This is a genomic window from Sporosarcina sp. NCCP-2331, assembly GCF_023707945.1.
In the GTDB taxonomy this organism is placed as follows: Bacteria; Bacillota; Bacilli; order Bacillales_A; family Planococcaceae; genus Sporosarcina; species Sporosarcina cascadiensis.
In genome coordinates, this window is sequence record NZ_BRCD01000013.1 from 19,120 (window position 1) to 43,796 (window position 24,677).

The window sequence follows — 24,677 nt, forward strand, 5'->3', positions numbered from 1 at the left end:
TTGTCATGGCAGGCCATTCCAAATGGAAGAATATCCAAAACAGAAAAGGTGCACAAGACGCAAAACGCGGAAAGATCTTTCAGAAGATGTCACGTGAAATCTATGTAGCTGCAAAGTCTGGCGGAAACGATCCAGATACCAATCCGGCATTGCGTCTGGCCATCGATAAATCAAAGAGCGAGAACGTCCCGAATGATGTCATCCAGCGGGCAATCGACAAAGCAACAGGTACAGGGGCAGATGAAAACTATGAGGAAGTCATTTATGAAGGCTATGGACCGGGGGGAACGGCGGTACTCGTTTATTGTCTGACGGAAAATCGCAACCGCACCGGACCGAATATTCGTACAGCATTCAATAAAAATGGCGGAAGTCTGGGAGAAACAGGATCTGTCAATTACTTGTTCGAACGTAAAGGACGTTTATTTATCGAGCGAACGGAAGAAACAGATGAAGACTCTGTCATGCTCGCTGCTCTGGAAGCAGGAGCGGAAGATATCCTGTCATCAGAGGAAGGATTTGAAATTCTGACAGAAGCGGCGGATTTTTTGTCCGTTAAAGATTCGCTTGAAGCAGAAGATTTCAAATTTCTTTCTGCAGAAGTGGATATGGTTCCGTCTGTTTATGCAGAGTTATCTAATGAGCAGGAAGAGCAATTCGAATTAATGCTAGAGGCGCTTGAAGATGATGACGATGTGCAGAACGTCTATACGAATGTAGACAATTAAAAAATCACCCGGCAGGAATCCAACCTGTGCCGGGTGATTTTTGATTTTATTTGTTTAACTCTAATGTTTCTAGCATCTGTTCAAAACGAGCTCCGTGACCTTCCTGCGCTTCTAAAAAATATCTATCTTCAATAAGCAATGTACCCCCAAATGCATTCAGTAAATAGATAGTCACGACTTCACTGTCCGGCTCGGTTCCGGATGTGCCATGAAAAGAAAGAGCATCGACTGGGGAAGTGACAGCCTGTTCTTCAAGCGGGAAAGCATATTCCTTTTCAAAGTCCTGTTTCACTCCGTCTGGATTTCGGTCCTCAATGTATAGAATCTCCATTTTAACCTCAGGATAACCTGTAGGCACTGGAACGGTTGGAGTCAGCACGTCTTTCTCACCGGCTTCACCAAACTGGTATCTCTCTTGATCCACATACATCGAATAAAGAGAATCTTGTCCTTTGACCAAGTTCATCTGAATGACTTCATCTTGGCCTTCAACTGATTGGACAAATTCTTTCGATGGTTCACGGTCAATCTCAGCAGAAGGTTTCGGCTGCATCTCAGAAGTTTCAACAGGTTCCTTTGCGGAATTTTCCGGTTGTTCTTCTGTAGTATTTGACATACATCCCACCAGCAACAGCGAAGCGGCTATGACTGTAAATACCTCCTTACGCATACTAACATCTCCTTTATAGTACTCATCCGAATGTAACACCTTGGGAATGGTATGATCTCGAGCAAATGATTGGTGATTTAATCTTAACAGGACTATCATATTAAGTGCTGAAACTTATAAAAAAGGAGCTATTCATCATGACAATTAAAGTAAAAGCAATCATTGGAAGTACTAGTTCTACATCTTACAATTTAAAATTGGTTAACTTCATGGCCAAGCGTTATGAAGATCAACTGACTATCATTCCGGTCCTGATTAATGACTTGGATATGTTTTCAATCGACAATGAAAGCGAACCGCCTGCTGCTGTCCGTGTGTTTAAAGACGATGTCAAAGATTCTGACGCTGTGCTGTTTGCAACTCCTGAATATAATTTCTCTATACCAGGTGCCATGAAAAATGCGTTGGACTGGTTGTCACGCGGAGGAGATTTCACATTACACGGCAAGCCAGGATTCATCGTCGGTGCTTCTATGGGCGTGTTCGGTTCCATCCGGGCACAGATGCACTTGCGCGAAATTTTATCGAATCCGGCATTGGCACCTATTTTATTGCCCGGAAATGAAGTGTACGTAGGCGCCGTTCACAATAAAATGAATGAATCCGGCGATATTATTGACGAAGCAACCCTCACATTCCTTGACACAGTCGTAGAAAATTTCGTTACGTTTTACCACAGACAACAAGCAGTTGCAGAAGCTTAAGCAAGTGTAGCAATTCAAGCAGATGGACACATCACAGTGTGTCCATTTTTTTACGAAAAAATCTAGAGGTCTGACAAGTAGAAAACTCGTTCGTATGCTATAATAGCAGGTATACTATAGGGGGAGAATGGATTGTACGATTACATAAAAGGCTTCGTGACAAGAGTAACACCGGAATACATTGTGCTGGAGCAGCAGGGGATCGGCTGGCAGATCATGACGCCGAATCCATTCGCTTTCCATGCTACAGATGAAATACAGCAGGTCTTTACGTATTTGCATGTACGCGAAGATACTCAGCTGTTGATCGGATTCAAGACACTTGAACAGCGTGAATTATTCCGGAAACTTATTACTGTGTCCGGCATAGGTCCAAAAGGAGCACTGGCGATCTTGGCGAATGGTTTGCCTTCCCAGGTCATCAGTGCAATTGAGCGTGAAGACGAAGGGTTTCTGGTACAGTTTCCAGGTGTCGGCAAAAAGACTGCCAGACAGATGATCTTGGATCTGAAAGGAAAACTGCATGATCTCTTTACGGAAATTGATTTGCCTGATTCCGAAGATACCTTGCTGACATTGGCTGAGAGTGATGCATTGGATGAAGCGATGCTTGCATTAACCGCGCTTGGCTACTCGGAACGGGAACTCAAAAAGGTCAGACCGCACCTGGAAAAGGAAGAACTCGATACAGAAGGCTATATGCGTCTCGCTTTGCAGCTGCTCTTGAAACAAGGCTAATACGACGGAGGTGGTTTTAATTGGAAGAACGCATATTGACGAATGAAGCGACTCATTTTGACGACAGCTTTGAGCAAACGCTGCGTCCGCAAATGCTGAAGCAGTACATCGGTCAGCAGCAGGCAAAAGATAATCTGTCTATATTTATCGAAGCTGCAAAGGGGCGGGAAGAAAGTTTGGATCATGTGTTGTTATATGGTCCGCCCGGGCTCGGCAAGACGACGCTTGCGACAGTGATCGGCAATGAAATGGGCGTGAATGTGCGCATGACAAGCGGTCCCGCTATAGAGCGACCTGGCGACCTGGCTGCCGTGGTTTCTTCATTAGAACCAGGTGACGTCCTGTTTATCGATGAGATTCACCGCTTGAATCGTTCGATTGAAGAAGTGCTATATCCTGCAATGGAAGACTTTTGTCTGGATATTATGGTAGGTAAAGGGCCGACCGCTCGTTCCGTCCGGTTAGATCTGCCTCCGTTTACACTGATTGGAGCAACAACAAGAGCTGGCGCGCTGTCCGCTCCGCTGCGCGACCGTTTCGGTGTGCCTTTACGGCTCGAATATTATGATGAAGAAGCTTTAACGGAAATCGTCGTGCGCAGTGCAGGGCTGTTTGACGTTCAAATAGATTCGCAAGCCGCCGTTGAGCTGGCAAAACGTTCTAGAGGCACTCCGCGTATTGCCAACCGTTTGCTGCGGAGGGTCCGCGATTATGCGCAGGTACGCGGCAATGGAACGATTACTCTGGCAATCGCACAGGAAGCGCTTGATATGCTTCGGGTTGACGGACATGGCCTGGATCAGATCGACCACCAGCTGCTGCACAGTATGATCGAGCGTTTTCGCGGCGGCCCGGTTGGTATAGATACACTTGCTGCCAGTATTGGCGAAGAATCCGTGACAATTGAAGATGTTTATGAACCGTATTTACTGCAGATTGGATTTATTCAACGCACTGCCAGAGGACGTATGGCGACAGAAAAAGCATATGCACATTTCGGCTATCCGCTTCCGCAGTGACAGATAGGAGTTACGAAGATGGATGTACAGGACTTTGATTTTAATCTACCCGACCATTTGATCGCGCAAACACCTTTGCTTGACCGCACTGCGAGCCGGCTGCTTGTTATGGATCGGGAAAGCGGGGATGTTGAGCACCGGCATTTCCGTGATTTAACAGATGAGCTTGAAGCAGGCGACTTACTTGTGCTGAATGACACAAAAGTTCTACCCGCCCGTTTGATCGGCACAAAAGAAGATACTGGTGCCGCAATTGAAGTGTTATTGCTGAAGGAAACCGGCGAAGACTGCTGGGAGACATTGGTGAAACCAGCGAAACGCATAAAAGTTGGAACGGTCGTGACGTTTGGAGACGGACGTCTTCAAGCGAAGTGTACGGCAGTCGGAGAGCAAGGCGGACGGGAATTCACGTTTATGTATGACGGGATATTCTATGAGCTGCTCGATCAGCTGGGCACGATGCCTCTGCCTCCGTATATTACGGAGTCCTTGGAAGATCAGTCGCGCTATCAGACAGTGTTTGCTAAAGAAAGAGGTTCTGCGGCAGCACCGACTGCCGGTTTGCATTTCACCGATGAAATTCTGGATGAATTACGGAATAAAGGCGTAAATATTGCATTCATTACGCTGCATGTTGGGCTTGGAACTTTCCGCCCGGTGAGTGTGGATTCGATTGAAGATCATACGATGCATGCGGAATATTATGTGATGAGTGAGGAAACAGCTGCTTTAGTAAGAGAAACAAAATCGAATGGTGGCCGCGTAATTGCAGTTGGCACCACATCTACCCGCACACTTGAAACGATTGCTTCTGAAAATGACGGAACAGTTGTGGCAGCTAGTGGCTGGACATCTATTTTCATTTTCCCGGGATATGAGTATAAAGCAATTGACGGCTTGGTGACGAATTTCCATTTGCCTAAATCGACATTGCTGATGCTGTTGTCTGCTTTTGCAGGACGGGATTCGGTGCTCGCAGCATATGAAGAAGCAGTGAGAGAGCAATATCGCTTTTTCAGTTTTGGGGACGCGATGTTCATTCGCCCCGCTAAAAGAAAGGAACGAGATTAATTGGCAGCTATTACGTACGAACATATTAAAACTTGTAAACAAACAGGAGCGCGTCTCGGGATTGTCCATACGCCGCACGGTTCGTTTGAAACGCCTGCATTCATGCCCGTCGGAACGCAAGCCTCTGTTAAGACGATGTCACCTGAAGAACTGAAGGCGATGGGAGCAGGCATTATCTTGAGCAATACGTATCACTTGTGGCTGCGTCCCGGCCATGAGATCATCCGAGAAGCGGGCGGACTGCATAAGTTCATGAACTGGGATCGCCCGATTTTAACGGATTCCGGCGGCTTCCAAGTATTTTCATTGAGCAAATTCCGTGAAATAAAAGAAGAAGGTGTACATTTCCGCAATCATATTAACGGCGATAAATTGTTTTTGAGTCCTGAAAAAGCAATGGAGATTCAAAATGCACTGGGACCTGATATTATGATGGCATTTGATGAGTGTCCGCCTTTCCCGGCAACACATGAATATATGAAAGCGAGTGTCGAGCGGACGTCCAGATGGGCAGAGCGCTGTCTCGAGGCTCACGCGCGTCCTGAAGAGCAGGGCTTATTTGGAATTGTCCAGGGCGGCGAGTATGAAGATCTTCGCAAGCAGAGTGCGAGAGACTTGGTTTCATTGGATTTCCCGGGTTACGCGATCGGCGGTTTGTCTGTCGGAGAACCGAAAGACGTTATGAACCGCGCACTTGAATTTACGACACCTTTATTGCCGGAAAACAAACCGCGCTATTTGATGGGCGTCGGTTCACCGGATTCCTTGATCGACGGAGCAATTCGGGGCATCGATATGTTCGACTGTGTACTTCCTACGCGTATTGCGCGGAACGGCACATTGATGACGAGCGAAGGCCGTTTAGTTGTAAAAAATGCGAAATATGAACGCGATTTCGGTCCGCTTGATCCGAAATGTGATTGTTATGCGTGCAAAAACTATAGCCGCGCTTATATCCGTCATTTAATTCGCGCAGGGGAAACATTTGGTATTCGTTTAACGTCTTATCATAATCTGCACTTCTTGCTGAATTTGATGGAGCAGGTACGACAGGCGATTCGCGAAGACCGTCTCGGTGATTTCCGCGTAGAGTTTTTTGAGCAATATGGTTTCAACAAACCGAATGCAAAAAACTTCTGAATCTTGTATAATGAATCTTGATGAATGAGGAAGGGGGAAGATATAAAATGATGGAACAATACGGCGGTATTTTCACGTTAGTTATCATGGTAGCGATTATGTGGTTTTTACTCATTCGTCCTGCTCAGAAGAGACAGAAAGCAGCGAAAGAGATGCAAACCAGCTTAAAGCGCGGAGATGAAGTGGTAACAATCGGCGGTCTGCACGGAACAGTAGACGCAGTGGATGAAACTTCTATTTTCTTACGTGTAGCAGACACTACAGTCTTGCGTTTTGACAAGCAGGCAGTAGGAAGAGTTATTACAAACTGATAAAAAGCGGTTATCTAGTGGGATGTCCATAGATTGCCGCTTTTTTGTTTGCCTGCGTATAGAACAGCTGACACTTGGAACACTAGGAATGTCAGGAGGCAGGTACGCAATGCATGAATTATGGATTATCGGTTTCCGTACAATTTTTCTGTATATCTTTTTATTGATCACGCTCAGGCTCATGGGCAAGCGAGAAGTCGGCGAGATGGGTGTCATCGATATTGTCGTTTTTATCATTATGGCGGAAGTGGCAGCCATGATCGTCGAGTCGCCGGAAAAACCGATTATTGAGGGCGTTCTGCCGATTTTATTGCTGCTCGTGATCCAATACATTTCTTCATTGATTTCATTGAAAAATAAAAAATTCCGGGATATTGTGGACGGCAATCCTACGTTGATCATTAAAGACGGTCAGATACAGCAGGATGAAATGCGAAAACAGCGTTATAATCTGGACGATCTGTTTCAGCAGCTGCGAGAGAATCAAGTGGGTTCCATCCACAATGTAACGTTTGCTTACTTAGAACCTTCCGGAAATTTGTCCGTCTTTACAAAAGACGGTGATTTGCCGATCGTCGGTTTAATTCTGGACGGTGAAATTCAGTCTGAACATCTGCGTCTGATCAATAAGACAGAAGAATGGCTGATGAATAAACTGAAAGATAAAAAAATTACAGACATCAGCGAAATTTTCTATTGCTCCTTTGAACAGGGACAAGTGAAAGTGCAGATGAAAGATAGTCAATAACGTTTCACTAAATTACGCAGCATGATCCAGTCCCGTTTTTTGATTTGCCCGGTCAGTAATAACAGTGCGAATAATACGGCGGAAGTGATGACGCATTCCATAAACAGATGATACGATCCCACTGGAATGAAAATCGGCCGCATGATCGCAGTCATTAAAAATGCTGCGTATGTCATCGCGAACATAGAGAAACCCGTGGCTGTTGCTTTGTTTTGCCTGATGGTCGCTATATGAAGGAATGATGTGACCAGTACGCCGAAACCAATGGCAAGCACCGCACCGGTTTCCTGCAGTCCGGGCTGTGAAGCGAGAATAAACATGACCGCGAGCTTTGCGATGCCCCCATAAACCGAGTTCATCATACCGGCCTTGGCATCCCCGGTTGCCTGTAAAATGGAATACAGCGGGCTCTGAATATAGTAAAAGAAGAAAACAGGTGCCAAGAGCGTCATATAGCCGGCTCCCGCAGAGACATGAAATAACTTCACAGCCAAATCTTCCCCATGAATATAAAATACCGTAGCGGCAAACGCACCTGTCAAAGCAGATAAACGCAGTGCCAGATGGATGCGCTCCTGCAATTTTTTGACATTGCTCGAAGCAGCTGCTCCGCTTACTGCCGGAACGAGCACTACGGACAGCGCATACGGGATAAACGCTGGAAACAACAATAGTGGAATGAGCACACCGGAAATCACGCCATAAAGTGAAGTGGCAGCTACTGTGCCGACACCTGCCATACTGAGTGCGCGCAGAAAAATAATCGGTTCCAAAAACCAAGTGAATGTGCCGAATAAACGGCTGCCGGAAGATGGAAGTGCGACGCCTAAAATTGGCTTCATTGGATAGCGGGGCTGTTTTTCGCGTAATTTTGGCTGTGTGCGCTGATACTGTTTGTATTTATACAGCAAATACAATACAGAAACCACTTCCGCTAAAAATGTCACACCCATTGCATAGGCTGCGTTGATCATCGGGTCGTTCGGCGCTAATATGTACGGCAGCATCCAGGTAATTAATAGGATTCGGAAGATTTGTTCAATGACTTGTGCCCATGCCGTTTCTTCAATCCGCGATATCCCCTGGAAATAACCTCTTATTAATCCGCCAATTGCCGCAACGGGAACGATTGCGATCGCCACATACAAGGTTGAAGAAGTCGCTACATTGCCTAACAAGTTTCCTGATAAAAATGGTACGAATAAAATACATAACGGAATGAAAACTGCTCCGGCGATTATGGTAATGAATGAGGAAGTTTTCATCACTTGACGCATTTGCAGGCTGCCCTGCGCTTTGAGTTCAGCAATCACTTTCGCCATGGCAATCGGAACGCCGAGCTGAACGAGTGAAAGGAAAAACACGAAAGCAGGATAAGCGGTCATATAGATCCCGACGGTTTCTTCTCCTGCCACACGCATGAATTGAATTCGGTAGACAAAACCGAGCAGTTTCGATAGAAAAACAGCAGCCATTAAAAAGATTGTCCCGCGTATAAATGACGACACTGAAAACAACTCCTTCTCAACTCCCACCTTTTCGGATACACTATGGATAAGGGTTGGGAATCCCAAATATAGTTAAGTGTATGTGCTATAATCAGGATTATTCCGCATCAAAAGGACGAGGGGTGAAGTGGCAATGGATCAACAAATTGAGGACTTGTATAGACATATGCTTCCAGCGCTGGAAAGTAAGAAGAATGAATTTCATTTTTACGGCTACTCTGTTGTAACAGAGAAAGGGCTCTGGGATTATCTCGTTGAAAAGAAGTGGAAAAGGAAAAATATCGCTGCCATGCGTCCGCATGAAATTGTTCAAGATTTATTCAAATTATCTCCTGCCCAATTCATGACGTACACACAGACAGAGGCTCAGCGCAACAGCAGCGCCTTTCCGGAGTTGAGTGAAGAAGAACGGGCCATCCTATTTTCACCGAGGAAAGCCGATTGATTGTAAAATGTTATTGTGAAGTATTTGACACAGACTTCCGTCTGTTTCATAATTGGTATGTTGTACAATGAGAGAACGAAGTACATAACAGGTGCTGTGCCGCTCTAGTATATGAGGGGGAAAAGGAAATATGAAAAACAGAGGCAGGATAGTCGCGTTTTTGCTGCTCGTTGTAATACTGGCATCAACGGTCTTTTCAACGACTAATCCGATTTTAAAAGATGTCAAGCTCGGTCTTGACCTGCAAGGCGGTTTCGAAGTTCTGTACCAGGTAAAACCGCTGAAAGATGGACAGAAAATCTCGGAGTCAACGGTGGCGGATACCGCGCGCGCATTGACGAACCGTGTCGATGTTCTGGGTGTTAGTGAACCAAGCATCCAAATCGAATCGAACAATCGGATTCGTGTACAGCTCGCCGGTGTGGAAGATCAGGAATCTGCCCGTGAATTGCTGTCCACTCAAGCCAATCTGTCATTCCGCGATGCGGACGACAATTTGATGCTGGACGGGAATGATTTGAAAGAAGGCAAAGCAAAAGCCAACTTTGATGAAAACAACAATCCAGTTGTTACGTTAGAAATGAAAGATCCGAATAAATTCGGCGATGTTACTTCAGAGATTGTTCAGAAAAGCCCGAACGTTCTGGTCATCTGGCTGGACTTTGAAGAAGGCGTTGATTCTTACAAGGAAGAAGTGAATAAACCGAAACCTGGTTTCATTTCCGATCCGCGTGTTTCTAAGACAATCAACTCTTCCAATGTTGAAATCTCCGGAAACTTCACGGTAGAAGAAACGAAGAATCTTGCCGGTATCTTGAACGCCGGTGCGCTTCCAGTCAACCTTGAGGAAATTTATTCAACATCTGTCGGTGCACAATTTGGGGAACAGGCACTTGATAAGACAGTATTCGCAGGCATCGTCGGTATCAGCTTAATCTTTATCTTTATGGCACTCTATTATCGTTTGCCTGGTGTTGTTGCAGTTATTACACTTTCTGTTTATATCTATTTGATCTTATTGGTATTTACACTGATCAACGGGGTATTGACACTTCCGGGAATCGCGGCATTAATGCTCGGGGTCGGTATGGCCGTCGATGCCAATATCATTACGTACGAGCGGATTAAAGAAGAACTGCGTGTCGGTAAATCCGTCAAATCGTCCTTTACGGCTGGAGCCAAATCTTCATTCGCCGCCATTCTGGATGCCAACGTGACTACTCTTTTAGCGGCAGTTGTATTGTTCATATTCGGGACAAGCACTGTAAAAGGGTTTGCCACTATGCTCATCATCAGTATTCTGGTCAGTTTCATCACGGCAGTCTGGGGATCCCGTCTATTATTAGGATTGCTTGTACACAGCGGTAGTCTGGATAATAAAGTCGGCTGGTTTGGTCTGTCGAAAAAACAAGTTCATTCTGCAGATGAAAATCTCGAAACACTCGATTTAACTACGAAATTTGATCGTTTTGATTTCGTTCATACAAGAAAACGTTTCTATACGATATCAATCTTGCTTTTAATTGTCGGCGCCATCATGCTCGGTGTCTTCAAATTAAATCTAGGAATTGATTTTTCAGGCGGAACACGTGTAGAAGTGCTGGCAGAACAGCAGCTTGACGAATCGGAAGTAACGAAGCAATTAGAAGATATCGGACATCCGACAACAGATGTCGTTATTTCAGGTGATGAGAAAAATATCGCGGTTGCCCGTTATAAAGAAGACTTCTCACAAGAAGAGGTCAATAAAATTAAAAAAGAATTAAACTCGGTCTATGGCGCTGAACCGAACGTTTCCACTGTATCGGATACTGTTGGAAAAGAACTTGTGATGAATGCGATTAAAGCTCTGGCTGTCGCAGCACTCGGAATTATTATTTACGTCGCACTGCGTTTCGAGTGGCGTATGGGTCTGTCTGCGATTGTTGGCCTGCTGCATGATGCATTCTTCATGATTGCGATCTTCAGTATTCTGCGGCTTGAAGTCGATATTACGTTTATCGCTGCGGTGCTGACGATTATCGGTTATTCCATCAACGATACCATCGTTACATTTGACCGGATCCGTGAAAATCTGCATCGTTCAAAACATATTGACAGTGAAGAAGAGTTGGCGAGTATCGTCAATAAATCATTGCGTCAGACGCTTGGACGTTCGGTTAACACGGTCTTGACTGTCATATTTGTCGTAGTTGCTTTGATGGCTCTCGGTGCTGAATCGATCCGTCCATTCTCGATTGCATTATTGATCGGTTTGCTGGCAGGTACGTATTCTTCCATCTTCATCTCCGCACAGCTTTGGTTTGATTTGAAAAAGAAACAAATGAAGAAAAGCGGCGGCTTGAAAGTGGAAAAAGAGAAAAAACAATGGGGCTCCGACGAACCAGTAGTTTAAGACGTTTGGGCTATATGGAAAACAGGGTATACTTCGGTATACTCTGTTTTTTTGATAGGAGGAATAAAACCAATGAAATTCCAGTGGACTATTTTGCTCAGTTTATTATTTGCTATTATCATTGCGGTGTTCGCAGTATTTAATGTGGATTCAGTGCCTGTCAACTATTTATTCGGGACGGAAATGATTCCGCTTGTACTGATTATTCTGGGCTCAGCACTGCTTGGTGCGTTAATCAGCGGGTTTTTTGCGATTTTCAAATCATACAGAAACAGCCGCCGGTTGAAGGAGCTGGAGAAACAGCTGCAGACTAAAGAGGAAGAGCTGACGATGCAGAAACGTCTGCTGCAGGAGAAGGACGTACAAATCAATGAGCTTCGGAACAGGATTCCCGCCGTTGAAGCAGAAATACTTCCGCCTGAAGGTTTTTAAATAAGGAACAAAGCTGTCTTAAAAGTTGAATTACTTTTGGGGCAGCTTTTTTTGATGGAGACTGGTCTGATAACCGAAGCAGTGCGCCAAAACGTCCCGGCTCCGCACCAATATGCTCCAATAGCGAACCAAAAACAGCCGTTTTCGAACGTTTATTCCTCGTTTTCGCTCCAAACCGCGCATTGAATGCGCGAAATGGTATTCTGACTGAACCATTACTATTCATATACCTTTAAAACCCCTTTTGTTACTCAAGCTGTGTTTTTCATGTGCTTTCCTTTCCGTCTACTGCGTGATTCGATATAATACGAGGAGAGGATGTGAGAGTAATGATACAATCGAAAAAAAGGTGGCAGATCGACCGTCCTGATGAGCAGCTTGTGGCAAAACTCGCTGGCGATTTGAATGTGTCTGCGATGCTTGCAAAGATTCTAGTTGCCCGAAATGTGACGGACAGTGAGCAGGCTGCCGGTTATTTGCATATGGATGAATCCAGTCTGCATGATCCGTTTTTATTGCATGATATGGAGAAGACTGTGGAATTAATAAAGTCAGCAATAGATCAGCAGCAGCAGATCACGGTATACGGTGACTATGATGGGGACGGCGTAACAAGTGTCACGGTACTGACGACTGCCCTTGAGCTTCTCGGCGCGAAAGTGAACTTTGCTATACCGAACCGTTTTGAACACGGCTACGGACCGAATAAAGACTATTTTGAACAACTACATACTGAAGGTACAGAATTATTGATCACGGTGGATAACGGGATTTCGGGCATCGAGGAAATCGCGTTTGCCAAATCACTCGGAATGACAGTTATCGTCACGGACCACCACGAAATAGGAGATGAACTTCCCGCAGCAGATGCTGTCATTCACCCGCGGCACCCTGAAGGCAGCTATCCGTTTGGCGAGCTTGCAGGAGTAGGGGTGGCTTTTAAGCTTGCTTCCGCTTTACTCGGAGAGCCGCCTCTTGATTTATTGGAATTTGTGGCGATTGGCACCGTGGCGGACTTGGTTCCCCTGCAGGATGAAAATCGTTATATGGTCAAAGAGGGAATCCGCAGACTGCGGCGTTCGAAGCGCCCGGCCATTAAAGCGCTTATGCAAGTGAGCGGACATGAGCAGGCTGCCCTCTCCGAAGAAACAATCGGCTTCACGATCGGTCCCAGACTGAACGCACCCGGCCGTCTGGGCGATGCAGATCCGGCAGTTTATTTGCTGAAATCAGAAGATGAAATTCAGGCACTCGGGATTGCGGAAGAACTGAATGAACTCAATAAAGAGCGTCAGCAGCTGGTGAAAGAAATTGCCAAAGAAGCAGAAGAGCAGATACTGGTCCGATATGGAGATCGTATTCCGTATGTATTGGTCATTGAAGGGGAAGACTGGAATCCAGGAGTCGTGGGAATTGTCGCTTCCAGACTGACGGAGAAATTTTACCGCCCGGCCATTGTGCTGTCGATTGATCCGGAGACTGGCACAGCGAAGGGGTCCGCCCGCAGTATTGCAGGATTTAATTTGTATAAAGAACTGAAGAAAAACGCGTCGATCCTTCCGCATTTCGGCGGTCACGAAATGGCCGCAGGCATGTCGCTGAAAATAGAAGATGTCGAGCAGCTTCGCAATCATCTGAATGAACAGGCGAAGGAAGTGCTGACAGAGGAATTATTGCAGCCTAAATTGTCAATCGATGTCCCGTTGAAGCTGAATGAAATCGACATTGCATCAATCGAGGCCCTGGAGCTGATCCGTCCTTTCGGTATGGGCTTCCCGAAACCTGTTTTCCTGCTGGAAGAATTGGAGACTGTTTCTTCACGGAAAATCGGCGCGTCTAAAGATCATCTGAAACTCGAAATGGGAGACGGTGCGGAGCGCATAGATGCGATTCATTTCGGCGCAGGCGCTCTTGCTGACGAGATGGCACCGAGCAGCAGGCTGAGCCTGACAGGAGATTTACAGATCAATGAATGGAACGGGCGTAAAAAAGCGCAGTTACTCGTTGAGGATATGAAGTGTGATGAATGGCAGCTGTTTGATTACCGCGGTGTGAGAGAACCTGCAAGATGGCTTCCGCTAGTACCTGAAAAGGCAAATTATCTGGCGTTTTCTGAACAGGCGATCCAACATTTCACTCCATTTTTAACAAATAGACCTATTCAGTTAGTAGGAAAGGATGCTGTGACGCCTGCTGATTCCATTGTTTTATTGGACATGCCGCAGAATGAGGAACAGTTGAAACAGGCAATGTCAGCTTCACAGGCGAACCGGGTTTATTTACATTTATATGTGAAAGATCCCATGTACTTTGAAAAGATGCCCGACCGTGAACAATTCGGCTGGTATTACAGCTTTTTGAAGAAGAGAGGATCATTTCATTTAGAAAATCAGATCGACATGCTTTCCAAACATAAAGGATGGAAAAAAGATATGATAAAATTCATGTCAAAAGTGTTTTATGAGCTGGAATTTGTTACACTAGTGAATGGTGAACTCACTATGAGGGAGTCTGCAGGGAAACGTGATCTGGCAGAAGCTCCGTCTTATCAAAAACGCCAACAGCAAATTAAATTAGAAGAGCTGCTTCTTTATGCGCCCTATCAGGACTTGAAGATGCTATTTAACACCTTGCGTGTTGAAGCTGTTGAGGAGGAAAAATTGTGGATTTAAAAAAGTTTGTAACAATCGTAGATGACTATCCGAAACCGGGAGTCAGTTTTAAAGACATTACCACGATTATGGATAACGGAGAAGCGTATAAATATGCCACGGATCAAATCGTAGAATATGCGAAAGATCTTGACGTAGATATCATTGTGGGCCCGGAAGCACGCGGATTCATCATTGGATGTCCGGTCGCTTATGCTTTGCAGGTAGGTTTTGCACCCGTGCGCAAACCAGGCAAACTGCCCCGCGAAACGATTTCAGTATTTTATGATCTGGAGTACGGTAAAGATGAACTGACAATACACCATGACGCAATTAAACCGGGTCAGCGGGTGCTGATTGTCGATGATCTTCTTGCAACTGGCGGTACAGTCGGTGCGACGATAGAATTGGTGGAAAAACTTGGCGGAGTCGTAGCAGGCTGTGCTTTCTTAATTGAGCTTTCGTACTTGAACGGCCGTGAAAAATTGAATAATCATGACATTCGTGCGCTAATCACGTACTGAACAGAGAATCCTTCGCTTTTGCGGAGGATTCTTACTATATACAAGCCGTGAGATTGATTCGCTTAATGTGTAAATGGTAAAATACATAGTATAGTAATAAATAATCAGAACTTCGGAACAGGTTGAAAGGGGTAAGAGAATGGCGAAGAATCAAGACGTGACAGAGCAAGATATATTTGAGCTTGTCGCCAAATACATGAACGAAGAACACGTCGACTTTATTAAGAAAGCATTTGAAGTGGCGAAAACTTCGCATGAAGGACAGTTTAGAAGTTCAGGTGAGCCATACATCAACCATCCGATTCAAGTGGCTGGCATCCTGGCTGAACTGCAAATGGATCCTGAAACTGTCGCTGCAGGCTTTCTGCACGATGTAGTGGAAGATACAGAAGTAAGCCGGGAAGACATCATCCGCGACTTTGGGGACGAAGTGGCGATGCTCGTAGACGGTGTCACTAAGCTGGATAAACTGAAATTCAAGTCTAATGAAGAAAAACAGGCAGAAAACCATAGAAAAATGTTCATTGCGATGGCTCAGGATATCCGGGTCATTTTAATTAAGCTTGCAGACCGTCTGCATAATATGCGTACGCTTAAGCACGTGCCGGCTGCAAAACAGCGCCGTGTGTCTGAAGAAACGTTGGAAATCTTCTCTCCGCTTGCACATCGTCTTGGTATTTCCACAATCAAATGGGAACTTGAAGATATTGCGCTGCGTTACTCAAATCCCCAGCAATATTACCGCATCGTCAATCTGATGAAGCAAAAGCGGACGGAACGTGAACAGTATCTGAAAGATGTTATGGAGCAGATGCGTGTCGAACTGGATAAAATGGGCATTGAAGCAGAAATGCACGGCAGACCAAAACATCTCTATTCCATCTATCAGAAAATGGTCATTCAAAAGAAAGAATTTACTGAAATATATGACTTACTGGCTGTACGCATTGTCGTCAAAAGCATTAAAGACTGCTATGCGGCGCTTGGTATAATCCACACACTGTGGAAGCCGATGCCCGGGCGTTTTAAAGATTATATCGCGATGCCAAAGCAGAATTTATATCAGTCCATCCATACGACGGTTGTCGGTCCTGCAGGTGATCCGTTAGAAGTGCAGATTCGTACGGAAGAAATGCACAGAATTTCCGAATTTGGGGTTGCTGCACACTGGGCATATAAAGAAGGAAAGAAAATGGCTAATCCTTCGAATGACATCGATTCAAAATTAACCTGGTTCCGTGAGATTCTGGAAATTCAAAATGAGTCCTCGAATGCACAGGAATTCATGGAATCACTGAAGTTCGATTTATTTTCGGATATGGTTTATGTATTTACGCCAAACGGCGATGTAGTGGAACTTCCAACAGGATCTGTGCCGATTGACTTTGCTTATCGGGTTCACTCGGAAGTGGGGAATCGAACAACGGGCGCCAAAGTGAATGGCAAGATTGTCCCGTTGGATTCATCCCTAGAGACAGGGGATATCGTAGAAATTCTGACGTCCAAGCAGTCATTCGGTCCGAGCCGCGACTGGCTGAAAATCGCCCATACGTCTCAGGCGAAAAATAAAATCCGTCAGTATTTCAAGAAACAGCTGCGCGATGAAAACATTATCAAAGGCAGTGAAATGGTCGAGAAAGAACTGAAGTCACAGGATTATGATGCAAAGGAAGCGCTGAATCAAGCAAATATCCAGCGTACAATTGATAAGTTCAGCTTTGCGTCTGAGGAAGATATGTATGCTGCTGTAGGTTCGGGCGGCATTACTGCTCAGCAGGTCGTTAACCGGCTGGCTGAACGTCTGCGCAGAGAGCGTGAAAAGCAGGAAACGCTTGATAAGATTGTTTCTGATATGAAAACTCCTCAGCCGGATAAACAAACGGAATCCGGTGTCATCGTTAAAGATATCGACAATATGCTGATTCGTATTTCAAAATGCTGCAATCCTGTACCCGGCGATGAAATCGTTGGTTTCATTACAAGAGGCCGGGGTGTTTCCGTACATCGGACAGACTGTACGAATATTCTTTCTGAAGGCGGAGAGAGCGAACGGCTGATCGACGTGAAATGGGCGATGCCGGATGAAGCAAGCCGTAAAGAGTTCCAGGTTGATATTGAAATTTCCGCGTTCGACCGTCAAGGCCTGCTGAATGAAGTAATGATGGTAGTGGCAGATATGTCAACACCAATTATTGCAGTCAGCGGTAAAGCAGATAAAGATGACATTGCGCATATTCATATGTCTATTAAGATTAAAAATATTACCCATCTGCAGCGTACCGTTGAGAAAATCAAACAGATTAAGGACGTTTACTCCGTAGAACGAGTAATGAATTAATACGAAAAGGAGACGGAGCTATGCGGGTATTATTACAGCGGGCAAAAGATGCCTCCGTCGTTGTAGATGGAGAAATCATCGGCTCGATCGCCAAAGGCTATGTATTGCTAGTCGGAATTACACATGAAGATACTGAACAAGACGCTGCCTATATCGCAAAGAAGATTGCAGGGCTGCGCATTTATGAAGATGAGGACGGCAAAATGAACCGTTCAATTGCCGAAGTGGAAGGCAGTATTTTATCCGTCTCCCAGTTTACCTTGTACGGTAACGTCCAAAAAGGCAGACGTCCGAGCTTCATTCAGGCGGCACGCCCCGATCAGGCCGAACCTTTATGGAAGTTCTTCAATGAGCAGCTTCGCGGGCAGGGACTGCAAGTGGAGACAGGAGAGTTCGGTGCCATGATGGACGTCCAGTTAACGAACGACGGACCTGTTACATTGATGATTGAATCGCCGCAAGCATAACGAGCACCGGTATTCCCGGTGCTTTTTATTTTCATTCATACTGAAGGAGGTTTTCCAATGATTCTTGAAGGTGCAATGCTGCAGGTGAAAGAAGGAATGGAGAAGGAATTTGAAGAGGCTTTTCGCGAGGCATCAACTATTATTTCTTCGAGGATAGGGTACATATCTCATGAATTGCAAAGATGCATGGAAACTGAGGGGAAGTATTTACTTTTAGTGAGATGGGAAAGTATTGAGGATCACACAATTGGATTCCGTCAGTCCGCAGAATACAAAGAATGGAAAAGTCTCTTGCATCACTTTTATGATCCTTTTCCTGTCGTTGAACATTTTCAAACTGTCAGTCTGATGTAATTATTAGGAATCTCCGCAATTGCAGGATGAGAGATATTCAGTTGAAGTTTTCTCTGCGCTGATATGGAACTCTATACCCTTTATATTTGACATCCACGCTGTTTAAATTTATAGTAAACCTATAAATTGATATATTCAACTTCCGCTAAGGGGAGTAGCTGTTACAGTAAAAGTCGTCAATACAGGATGCAAATCCTCGGCCTTACTGGCAACCTTTTGTTGTTTGCGAGACCTTACCAATTATTTGGTGAGGTCTCTTTTATATTTTCTGAGACGTTATAACCATAGATTGGTTATAATGTCTTTTTTATTTTAATATTACCTGGAGGTTATCTTTTGAATTCTTATTTGGAACTTGCAAATTCAGTCATCATCGACAAGGAAAACCGCCTCGTCAGCTGCGATAAATCCTTGCGCCTTATCGGAACAGGCAGGAGTGCATTTGTTTTCAAAGTTACATCAACAAATAAGGCAATGAAAGTGTTCTTTCCCAATCTGGCATATATTTCTATAGAAGAAGCTGAAATTTATCAATCGCTTCAAGGCATTCATTACTTTCCCTCTATTTACGAAACGGGATCGAACTATATTATCATGGATTATATCGAGGGTTATACACTTTTTGAATGTATGACCTATGGAGTAGTTATAACAGCAGATCATATTAAAGAAATTGACTATGCACTTTCATTGGCCTCGGCTGCGGGGTTAAATCCTTCTGATATTCACTTGCGTAATATTTTCATTACATCCGACGGAAACATCAAGCTTATTGACGTTGCCCGATACAGACAAATGAAAAAATGCAGACAATGGAGTAATCTAAAAAAAGCACATCGGCAATTTTATCGAAAACGTTTCTTTTTGAAGAAAGTCCCTGCATCATTTTTGAATATCCTGGCCTCACTTTATAAAAGGGGTCTCATTCCAAATTACCGATTATGAGATATAATTTACGGGATTGACAACCCGTGCACTGTATATCGAAAAGACTGCTAGTTCAATTTTGAACTAGCAGCCTCTTTTTTATTTCAATTAAAATAATCCAGCAGTCCCTGGTAAATACCGTATGTTGCCTGTTCACGGAATCGATCCGTTGTGATTTGACGTTCTTCATTGTAATTCGACAAATAGCCGAGTTCTACGAGTACACCGATTCGATTGTTTTCGCGAAGAACATGGAAATCGCCAAATTGCGCACCGCGATCACGCAGGGAGACATTAGAAGCCAGCCCTCTATTGACGGCCTCTGCCAGCGGCTGCTGTTCAGAACGAGTGTAATAGCTCGTGAAGCCTGCAATCGATGGATCGACGTGCGCGTCATAATGTATACTAATAAATGCGTCTGCATCATGGTACTGTGCAATGGAAGCACGTGCGCCAAGTAAAACATATGTATCGGAATTACGCGTCAAAATGACTTCTGCACCGGCATTTTGAAGCTTTGTCGCCAAAAGTTCAGCGGTAACGAGTGTCAGCTCTTTCTCAATTGACCCGCGTGCACCCGTTGTCCCCCGATCATGGCCGCCGTGACCGGGATCCACTACAATCGTCAGTCCTTTCAACGTGCCTTCAACACGCGCTGTTTCTTTACTCTTATTGGCATCTGGAGAAGTGAGATCAGTAGTCGTGACCACCCAATCTGCAACAAATGCCTGCTTTCCGTTAGGCAATGAAATTTCATACCAGTCATCCTGTTTAGTAACTATCGGGTAGTTTTCACCTGCATTCACACGGAATACAACGGAAGAAGAAGTAGAAGGCTCCTCACGCAGGTTCGTACCATCTGTCAGAATTGTTACGATACCCTGGTCTTCAGCAACTGATTGCGGCTGTTTGGAAGAAAGATGACCGTGGAACGAATAAACCCAGCCAGTTTTCTTCTTGTCCAGTTGAATTTGCACCCAGTTTCCATCCGTTTCGATTACGGGGTAAGTTTCACCTTTCGCAATCTGCGTTACTTTTTTTGATTGCTGTGTCGCTTTTTTACGAACATTCAGGGTTTCCACTGCAACTGTAAATTCATCGGGATTAGTTACTTCCTTCGCTGCAGTCGGCTGCTCCACCTTTTCTTCTGAATTTGCCGGCTTGAAAGAATCCTTCTTTGTCTCAGATACATATTCCGCAAATACCCAGCCGTCGCGGCCGTCATAGGTGATGGAAACCCAGTCGCCTTCTTGTCCGGTCGCTGTAGCCACAGCACCTGCCCGCATTTTTCCGATTACAGCAGATTGCACGGATGGACTTGAGCGGATATTGAGCGAATCGACTTGCGACACGATTTCCTTCGGCTGTTCGGAAGCATCAGTTGAACTTGTCAACCACTTGGCAACCCAGCCTTCCTGCTGCTCGAACCTAATCTTCAGCCAGTCACCTTCCGTTTCGAGAACCTGCAGGCTTTCTTTATCCGACAATTGACCTACTACAGGATAGGTAAGTCCGGGACCGCTGCGAACATTCAGTGTAGGAGAATCTACTGTAATCTTCTCCGCGTAGCCGCTTGGAAGACTACTGAAAAATAAAATGATTGCCAGAAATAAAATTGAATAAAAGCGCTTATTCTTCACCCTGTCACCTCCATACTTCGTATTGTACCGAACATTGTAAGCGAAACGCTACAATTTATTAAAAAAGTTGACAGTTTGAGCTGAAATGATTAACATAGTGAATAATCGAATCGAACTACTTACCGATGATATGGAAAATACCTTTACAAACGGCTGGACAGAGAGCAGGGAACTTGGCTGAAATTTCCTGACAGAACAGTAAAGCGAACAACACCATGGAGGGATTCATGCTGAATTCAGTAGGCGTGGACGGAACCGGCCGTTATCCGGATTCGAGTGGGCACAGTTTGTGTCAATTTGGGTGGAACCGCGGAAGCTGCAAGCTCTCGTCCCTGTTTTATTTGGGATGGGAGCTTTTTTGTGTTCTTTCGAAGGCATACCCGCTATCAGCTGATCAACGAAAGGAGTTAGGAAAAATGAATTTTAAAGTTCCCCGCGGAACACAGGATATTTTGCCTGATGTTTCTTGGAAATGGCAGCGTGTTGAAAAAATTATCCGTTCAATCTGTGATGTTTATAACTACAAAGAGATTCGTACTCCGATTTTCGAACAGACGGAATTATTCCAGCGGACTGTTGGAGATACGACGGACATCGTTCAAAAGGAAATGTACACTTTCACTGACAAAGGAAATCGCTCGATGACATTACGTCCTGAAGGTACAGCAGCAGTTGTTCGTTCGTTTGTCGAGAATAAGATGTTCGGTTATGCAGATCAGCCTGTAAAGTTATACTATACAGGGCCGATGTTCCGCTACGAACGTCAGCAAGCTGGTCGCTATCGTCAGTTCGTGCAATTCGGCATTGAAGCAATCGGCAGTGACGATCCGGCAATAGATGCAGAAGTGATCGAGTTGGCGATGAACGTGTACAAAAAAGCCGGATTAAGTGATTTTAAGCTCGTTCTGAATTCGCTGGGTGATAAAGAATCGAGAAACGCACACCGTGAAGCGCTGATTGCACACTTCTCTCCGCATATTGAAGAATTCTGCGGCGACTGCCAAAATCGTCTGGAGAAAAATCCATTGCGTATTTTAGACTGTAAAGTAGACCGGGAGCACCCATTAATGAAAATGGCGCCTTCATTGGCTGATTTTCTAAATGAAGACTCATCTGCTTATTTTGAACAGGTAAAACGTTATCTGGATATTGCAGGAATTGCTTATGAATATGATCCGAATCTTGTAAGAGGTCTGGATTATTATAATCACACCGCTTTTGAAATTATGAGTACATCAAAAGGATTCGGCGCCATTACGACATTATGCGGCGGCGGACGCTATAACGGACTGGCTGAGGAAATCGGCGGACCGGCGGCACCGGGCATCGGCTTTGCTATGAGTCTTGAGCGTTTATTGCTTGCACTCGAAGCAGAAGATAAAGGATGGACAGATGAGCCTTCACTCGACGTTTATATCGTCACATTAGGCGAAGAAGCGCGGACAACAGGTTTTGAACTGATCGGCAGACTGAGAGAAAACGGCCTGCGCAGTGAAATGGATTACATGGACCGCAAAATGAAAGCGCAAATGAAGTCTGCAGATCGTCTGGATGCAGATTATGTAATTGTGATCGGCGAAGATGAAGTGGCTGAAAACGTCGTCCAGCTGAAAAATATGGCAGACGGACAGCAGAAGAAAGTAGCTCTGGATCAATTGCTCGAAGAACTTCAAAAATAATATAACAACAAAGAATGGAAAGGTAGTGTAGTCGTCATGAAACGCACTCATTATTGTGGAAACTTAACAGAACAGCAAATCGGACAGGAAGTCACGTTACAGGGCTGGGTCCAAAAGCGCCGCGATCTAGGAGGACTCATCTTCATTGATGTCCGTGACCGTGCAGGAATCGTCCAGACCGTATTCAATCCGGATATCTCGAAAGAAGCATTGGAAATCGCAGAAACATTACGCAATGAATATGTCATTGAAATTAAAGGCCTTGTCATTGAGCGCGAAGAAAGAACAAAGAATAAAAATCTGAAAACTGGCGCCATAGAAGTACAGGTTACAGAAGTCAAAGTAATCAATGAAGCGAAAAATCCTCCATTTACGATTGAAGATGAAACAGACGTAGGGGAAGAAACGCGTTTGAAATACCGTTATTTAGATCTTCGCCGCCCAGAACTGGCACGTGTTTTTAAAATGCGGTCAGATATAACGAAAACAGTGCGTAATTTCTTGGATGACGAAGGTTTCCTCGAAGTGGAAACACCGATTTTAACAAAATCCACACCTGAAGGCGCACGTGACTACTTAGTGCCAAGCCGTGTTCATGAAGGAGAATTCTATGCATTGCCGCAGTCTCCTCAGCTGTTCAAACAGCTGTTGATGGTATCGGGCTTTGACCGTTACTATCAAATTGCCCGCTGTTTCCGCGATGAAGACCTGCGTGCAGACCGTCAGCCTGAATTCACGCAAATTGATATGGAAATGAGCTTCATGTCCATTGAAGATATTTTGGAGCTGAATGAACGTTTAATTACCAAGATTATGAAAGACGTAAAAGGTGTTGAGATCCCTTCACCGTTTAAACGCCTTCCATACGACGAAGCAATGAGCCGTTTCGGTTCAGATAAGCCGGATACCCGATTTGGCATGGAATTGACGGATGTATCCGATATCGTCAAGGATTCTTCATTCAAAGTGTTTGCAGGAGCTGTTGAAACTGGCGGCCAGGTAAAGCTGATTAATGTGAAGGGTGCGGCCGAGAAATATTCCCGTAAAGATATCGACGCGCTTGGCGAGTATGCGAAAGTATACGGGGCAAAAGGATTGGCTTGGCTGAAAGTAACAGAAGACGGCTTTAATGGCCCGATTGCAAAATTCTTTGACGGTGAAATCGGAGAAGCGCTTAAAGCTGCCGGGCAAGGTGAAGTAGGCGACTTATTTCTGTTCGGTGCGGATAAGAAATCAGTTGTTGCAGATTCTTTGGGCGCGTTGCGTTTGAAACTAGGAAAAGACTTGGAGCTTATTGATCAGTCCACATACAACTTCCTGTGGGTTACAGACTGGCCTTTATTCGAATATGATGAAGAAGATGGCCGCTATTATGCAGCACACCATCCTTTCACAATGCCTTCTGATGTGGAGCAATTAACTTCAGATCCAGCTTCGGTTAAAGCGCAGGCCTATGATTTAGTGTTGAACGGCTATGAGCTCGGCGGAGGATCTTTGCGGATTTATCAGCGTGAGGTCCAGGAGGCAATGTTTAAAGCACTCGGATTCACGGACGAGCAGGCAAGAGAGCAATTTGGATTCTTGCTGGATGCGTTTGAATACGGAACACCTCCACACGGCGGTATTGCATTTGGCCTAGATCGAATTGTCATGCTGCTTGCGGGATCTACCAACTTGCGCGATACAATTGCATTCCCTAAAACCGCGAGTGCAAGCGATTTATTGACAGAAGCACCTAGCGCGGTTGATGAAGCACAGCTGAAAGAACTCGGGATTAAAGTGGCAGTTGAAACCGCAAAAAAGTGAGGAATCTACCATTTTTAAAACAACGCCATCAAATTGATTGAATTATGAAATAGCGTGTGATAGGATGAAGTTAGTAGAAATCCTGAAGTGTTCGTCATTTGCCAATCAGTTTTGACCCAACATCAAATCGTCGGGAGTCTGCAATTCCAACTTGGATGGCATGCCTTTAAACGGGACGTCAAAAGAGCCGGATAAGACACCCACCTGCTATAAGCGGGTTCAAAGCGATATCCAAAGACGGCACAGTCGGGATTTTTTCTTTACTTTACACTTATACCCTTTTGCATTCGTGCAGAAGGGTTTTTTGCGTCTATAAATGCAGTTAGTTGCACTGATCGCCAGTCGTGATTTACCATAGAGAAAAGACAATCTAGCATAAAGG

22 protein-coding genes, 1 other RNA gene and 1 other annotated feature are annotated in these 24,677 nt (G+C 44.9%); of the genes, 20 read left to right on the plus strand and 3 right to left on the minus strand.

The genetic code is table 11. The annotated features are described in order from the left end of the window. Positions 1-5: 5 nt before the first annotated feature. The gene (locus NCCP2331_RS09290) at positions 6-728 is read left to right on the plus strand and encodes a YebC/PmpR family DNA-binding transcriptional regulator (RefSeq protein ID WP_153721316.1); all 723 of its coding nucleotides are present in this window, start codon (positions 6-8) and stop codon (positions 726-728) included. Between the two features lie 46 nt (positions 729-774). Here NCCP2331_RS09290 and NCCP2331_RS09295 read toward each other — a convergent pair whose 3' ends face one another. Beyond that, entirely contained in the window at positions 775-1,398 is a 624-nt protein-coding gene (locus tag NCCP2331_RS09295) for a hypothetical protein (RefSeq protein WP_251670191.1), read from the minus strand. A 137-nt stretch (positions 1,399-1,535) separates the two neighbouring features. Between NCCP2331_RS09295 and NCCP2331_RS09300 the strand changes: the two genes are divergently transcribed. The 7 genes from NCCP2331_RS09300 (at position 1,536) to NCCP2331_RS09330 (ending at position 7,129) form a co-directional block, all read left to right on the plus strand. Beyond that, positions 1,536-2,102, plus strand: a complete 567-nt coding sequence (locus NCCP2331_RS09300; protein WP_251670193.1) for an NADPH-dependent FMN reductase — start codon at positions 1,536-1,538, stop codon at positions 2,100-2,102. Positions 2,103-2,234: 132 nt separating this feature from the next. Further along, positions 2,235-2,840, plus strand: a complete 606-nt coding sequence (gene ruvA / locus NCCP2331_RS09305) for a Holliday junction branch migration protein RuvA (RefSeq protein ID WP_251670195.1) — start codon at positions 2,235-2,237, stop codon at positions 2,838-2,840. 20 nt (positions 2,841-2,860) lie between these two features. Next, the gene (gene ruvB, locus NCCP2331_RS09310; RefSeq protein WP_251670197.1) at positions 2,861-3,859 is read left to right on the plus strand and encodes a Holliday junction branch migration DNA helicase RuvB; all 999 of its coding nucleotides are present in this window, start codon (positions 2,861-2,863) and stop codon (positions 3,857-3,859) included. An 18-nt stretch (positions 3,860-3,877) separates the two neighbouring features. Continuing rightward, on the plus strand, positions 3,878-4,930 hold the full coding sequence (gene queA / locus NCCP2331_RS09315; protein WP_251670199.1) for a tRNA preQ1(34) S-adenosylmethionine ribosyltransferase-isomerase QueA: 1,053 nt from the start codon (positions 3,878-3,880) through the stop codon (positions 4,928-4,930). Further along, a complete protein-coding gene (tgt, locus tag NCCP2331_RS09320) occupies positions 4,931-6,070 on the plus strand; it encodes a tRNA guanosine(34) transglycosylase Tgt (RefSeq protein ID WP_251670201.1) in 1,140 nt (379 codons plus the stop codon). 50 nt (positions 6,071-6,120) lie between these two features. Continuing rightward, positions 6,121-6,381, plus strand: coding sequence for a preprotein translocase subunit YajC (gene yajC, locus NCCP2331_RS09325; protein ID WP_153721499.1), 261 nt, complete (start codon positions 6,121-6,123; stop codon positions 6,379-6,381). 109 nt (positions 6,382-6,490) lie between these two features. Continuing rightward, positions 6,491-7,129 carry a DUF421 domain-containing protein gene (locus NCCP2331_RS09330; RefSeq protein WP_153721309.1) on the plus strand — a complete coding sequence of 213 codons (639 nt, stop codon included), beginning with the start codon at positions 6,491-6,493 and terminating at the stop codon, positions 7,127-7,129. Here NCCP2331_RS09330 and NCCP2331_RS09335 read toward each other — a convergent pair. Continuing rightward, on the minus strand, positions 7,123-8,637 hold the full coding sequence (locus tag NCCP2331_RS09335) for a putative polysaccharide biosynthesis protein (protein ID WP_251670203.1): 1,515 nt from the start codon (positions 8,635-8,637) through the stop codon (positions 7,123-7,125). The two genes, NCCP2331_RS09330 and NCCP2331_RS09335, sit on opposite strands and share 7 nt — an antisense overlap. Positions 8,638-8,770: 133 nt before the next feature. On the opposite strand from NCCP2331_RS09335, the gene NCCP2331_RS09340 reads away from it, so the two are divergent. The 9 genes from NCCP2331_RS09340 (at position 8,771) to NCCP2331_RS09380 (ending at position 19,188) form a co-directional block, all read left to right on the plus strand. Further along, entirely contained in the window at positions 8,771-9,082 is a 312-nt protein-coding gene (locus NCCP2331_RS09340; protein WP_153721307.1) for a post-transcriptional regulator, read from the plus strand. 130 nt (positions 9,083-9,212) lie between these two features. Next, positions 9,213-11,477, plus strand: coding sequence for a protein translocase subunit SecDF (gene secDF / locus NCCP2331_RS09345; RefSeq protein WP_153721306.1), 2,265 nt, complete (start codon positions 9,213-9,215; stop codon positions 11,475-11,477). Positions 11,478-11,549: 72 nt separating this feature from the next. Then, on the plus strand, positions 11,550-11,909 hold the full coding sequence (locus NCCP2331_RS09350; protein ID WP_153721305.1) for a LapA family protein: 360 nt from the start codon (positions 11,550-11,552) through the stop codon (positions 11,907-11,909). Between the two features lie 329 nt (positions 11,910-12,238). Continuing rightward, a complete protein-coding gene (recJ, locus tag NCCP2331_RS09355) occupies positions 12,239-14,581 on the plus strand; it encodes a single-stranded-DNA-specific exonuclease RecJ (RefSeq protein WP_153721304.1) in 2,343 nt (780 codons plus the stop codon). Continuing rightward, positions 14,572-15,084: an adenine phosphoribosyltransferase gene (locus NCCP2331_RS09360; protein WP_153721303.1), complete on the plus strand. Its 513-nt coding sequence runs from the start codon at positions 14,572-14,574 to the stop codon at positions 15,082-15,084. The genes recJ and NCCP2331_RS09360 overlap by 10 nt, the downstream gene beginning before the upstream one ends. 139 nt (positions 15,085-15,223) lie before the next feature. Then, a complete protein-coding gene (locus NCCP2331_RS09365) occupies positions 15,224-17,422 on the plus strand; it encodes a RelA/SpoT family protein (protein ID WP_153721302.1) in 2,199 nt (732 codons plus the stop codon). A 20-nt stretch (positions 17,423-17,442) separates the two neighbouring features. Beyond that, on the plus strand, positions 17,443-17,889 hold the full coding sequence (gene dtd, locus NCCP2331_RS09370) for a D-aminoacyl-tRNA deacylase (RefSeq protein ID WP_153721301.1): 447 nt from the start codon (positions 17,443-17,445) through the stop codon (positions 17,887-17,889). A gap of 57 nt (positions 17,890-17,946) precedes the next feature. After that, entirely contained in the window at positions 17,947-18,243 is a 297-nt protein-coding gene (locus NCCP2331_RS09375; protein WP_153721300.1) for an antibiotic biosynthesis monooxygenase family protein, read from the plus strand. A gap of 336 nt (positions 18,244-18,579) precedes the next feature. Beyond that, positions 18,580-19,188 (plus strand): AarF/UbiB family protein, encoded by a 609-nt coding sequence (locus NCCP2331_RS09380; RefSeq protein WP_153721299.1) that lies wholly within the window; start codon positions 18,580-18,582, stop codon positions 19,186-19,188. Between the two features lie 86 nt (positions 19,189-19,274). Here the strand turns inward: NCCP2331_RS09380 and NCCP2331_RS09385 are convergent, their stop codons facing one another. Continuing rightward, entirely contained in the window at positions 19,275-20,810 is a 1,536-nt protein-coding gene (locus NCCP2331_RS09385; protein WP_153721298.1) for an N-acetylmuramoyl-L-alanine amidase family protein, read from the minus strand. A 116-nt stretch (positions 20,811-20,926) separates the two neighbouring features. Continuing rightward, positions 20,927-21,147 (plus strand) — a binding site (T-box leader). A gap of 79 nt (positions 21,148-21,226) precedes the next feature. Here NCCP2331_RS09385 and hisS point away from each other — a divergent pair. The 3 genes from hisS to ssrS all read left to right on the plus strand — a co-directional run bounded on the left by hisS (position 21,227) and on the right by ssrS (position 24,552). Next, positions 21,227-22,489, plus strand: a complete 1,263-nt coding sequence (gene hisS, locus NCCP2331_RS09390; protein WP_251670205.1) for a histidine--tRNA ligase — start codon at positions 21,227-21,229, stop codon at positions 22,487-22,489. Between the two features lie 36 nt (positions 22,490-22,525). After that, positions 22,526-24,295 (plus strand): aspartate--tRNA ligase, encoded by a 1,770-nt coding sequence (aspS, locus tag NCCP2331_RS09395; RefSeq protein ID WP_251670207.1) that lies wholly within the window; start codon positions 22,526-22,528, stop codon positions 24,293-24,295. A 76-nt stretch (positions 24,296-24,371) separates the two neighbouring features. After that, positions 24,372-24,552, plus strand: a non-coding RNA gene (gene ssrS, locus NCCP2331_RS09400) — 6S RNA. Positions 24,553-24,677: the final 125 nt, after the last annotated feature.

What these genes read in the sequence shown, in the direction of transcription:
- queA (WP_251670199.1), top strand. Translation starts at nt 3,878, where the DNA reads ATGGATGTACAGGACTTTGATTTTAATCTACCCGACCATTTGATCGCG.
- aspS (WP_251670207.1), top strand. Translation starts at nt 22,526, where the DNA reads ATGAAACGCACTCATTATTGTGGAAACTTAACAGAACAGCAAATCGGA.
- hisS (WP_251670205.1), top strand. Translation starts at nt 21,227, where the DNA reads ATGAATTTTAAAGTTCCCCGCGGAACACAGGATATTTTGCCTGATGTT.
- NCCP2331_RS09295 (WP_251670191.1), bottom strand. Translation starts at nt 1,398, where the DNA reads ATGCGTAAGGAGGTATTTACAGTCATAGCCGCTTCGCTGTTGCTGGTG.
- NCCP2331_RS09330 (WP_153721309.1), top strand. Translation starts at nt 6,491, where the DNA reads ATGCATGAATTATGGATTATCGGTTTCCGTACAATTTTTCTGTATATC.
- NCCP2331_RS09375 (WP_153721300.1), top strand. Translation starts at nt 17,947, where the DNA reads ATGATTCTTGAAGGTGCAATGCTGCAGGTGAAAGAAGGAATGGAGAAG.
- NCCP2331_RS09300 (WP_251670193.1), top strand. Translation starts at nt 1,536, where the DNA reads ATGACAATTAAAGTAAAAGCAATCATTGGAAGTACTAGTTCTACATCT.
- secDF (WP_153721306.1), top strand. Translation starts at nt 9,213, where the DNA reads ATGAAAAACAGAGGCAGGATAGTCGCGTTTTTGCTGCTCGTTGTAATA.
- NCCP2331_RS09365 (WP_153721302.1), top strand. Translation starts at nt 15,224, where the DNA reads ATGGCGAAGAATCAAGACGTGACAGAGCAAGATATATTTGAGCTTGTC.
- yajC (WP_153721499.1), top strand. Translation starts at nt 6,121, where the DNA reads ATGGAACAATACGGCGGTATTTTCACGTTAGTTATCATGGTAGCGATT.
- recJ (WP_153721304.1), top strand. Translation starts at nt 12,239, where the DNA reads ATGATACAATCGAAAAAAAGGTGGCAGATCGACCGTCCTGATGAGCAG.
- NCCP2331_RS09340 (WP_153721307.1), top strand. Translation starts at nt 8,771, where the DNA reads ATGGATCAACAAATTGAGGACTTGTATAGACATATGCTTCCAGCGCTG.
- dtd (WP_153721301.1), top strand. Translation starts at nt 17,443, where the DNA reads ATGCGGGTATTATTACAGCGGGCAAAAGATGCCTCCGTCGTTGTAGAT.
- NCCP2331_RS09290 (WP_153721316.1), top strand. Translation starts at nt 6, where the DNA reads ATGGCAGGCCATTCCAAATGGAAGAATATCCAAAACAGAAAAGGTGCA.
- NCCP2331_RS09350 (WP_153721305.1), top strand. Translation starts at nt 11,550, where the DNA reads ATGAAATTCCAGTGGACTATTTTGCTCAGTTTATTATTTGCTATTATC.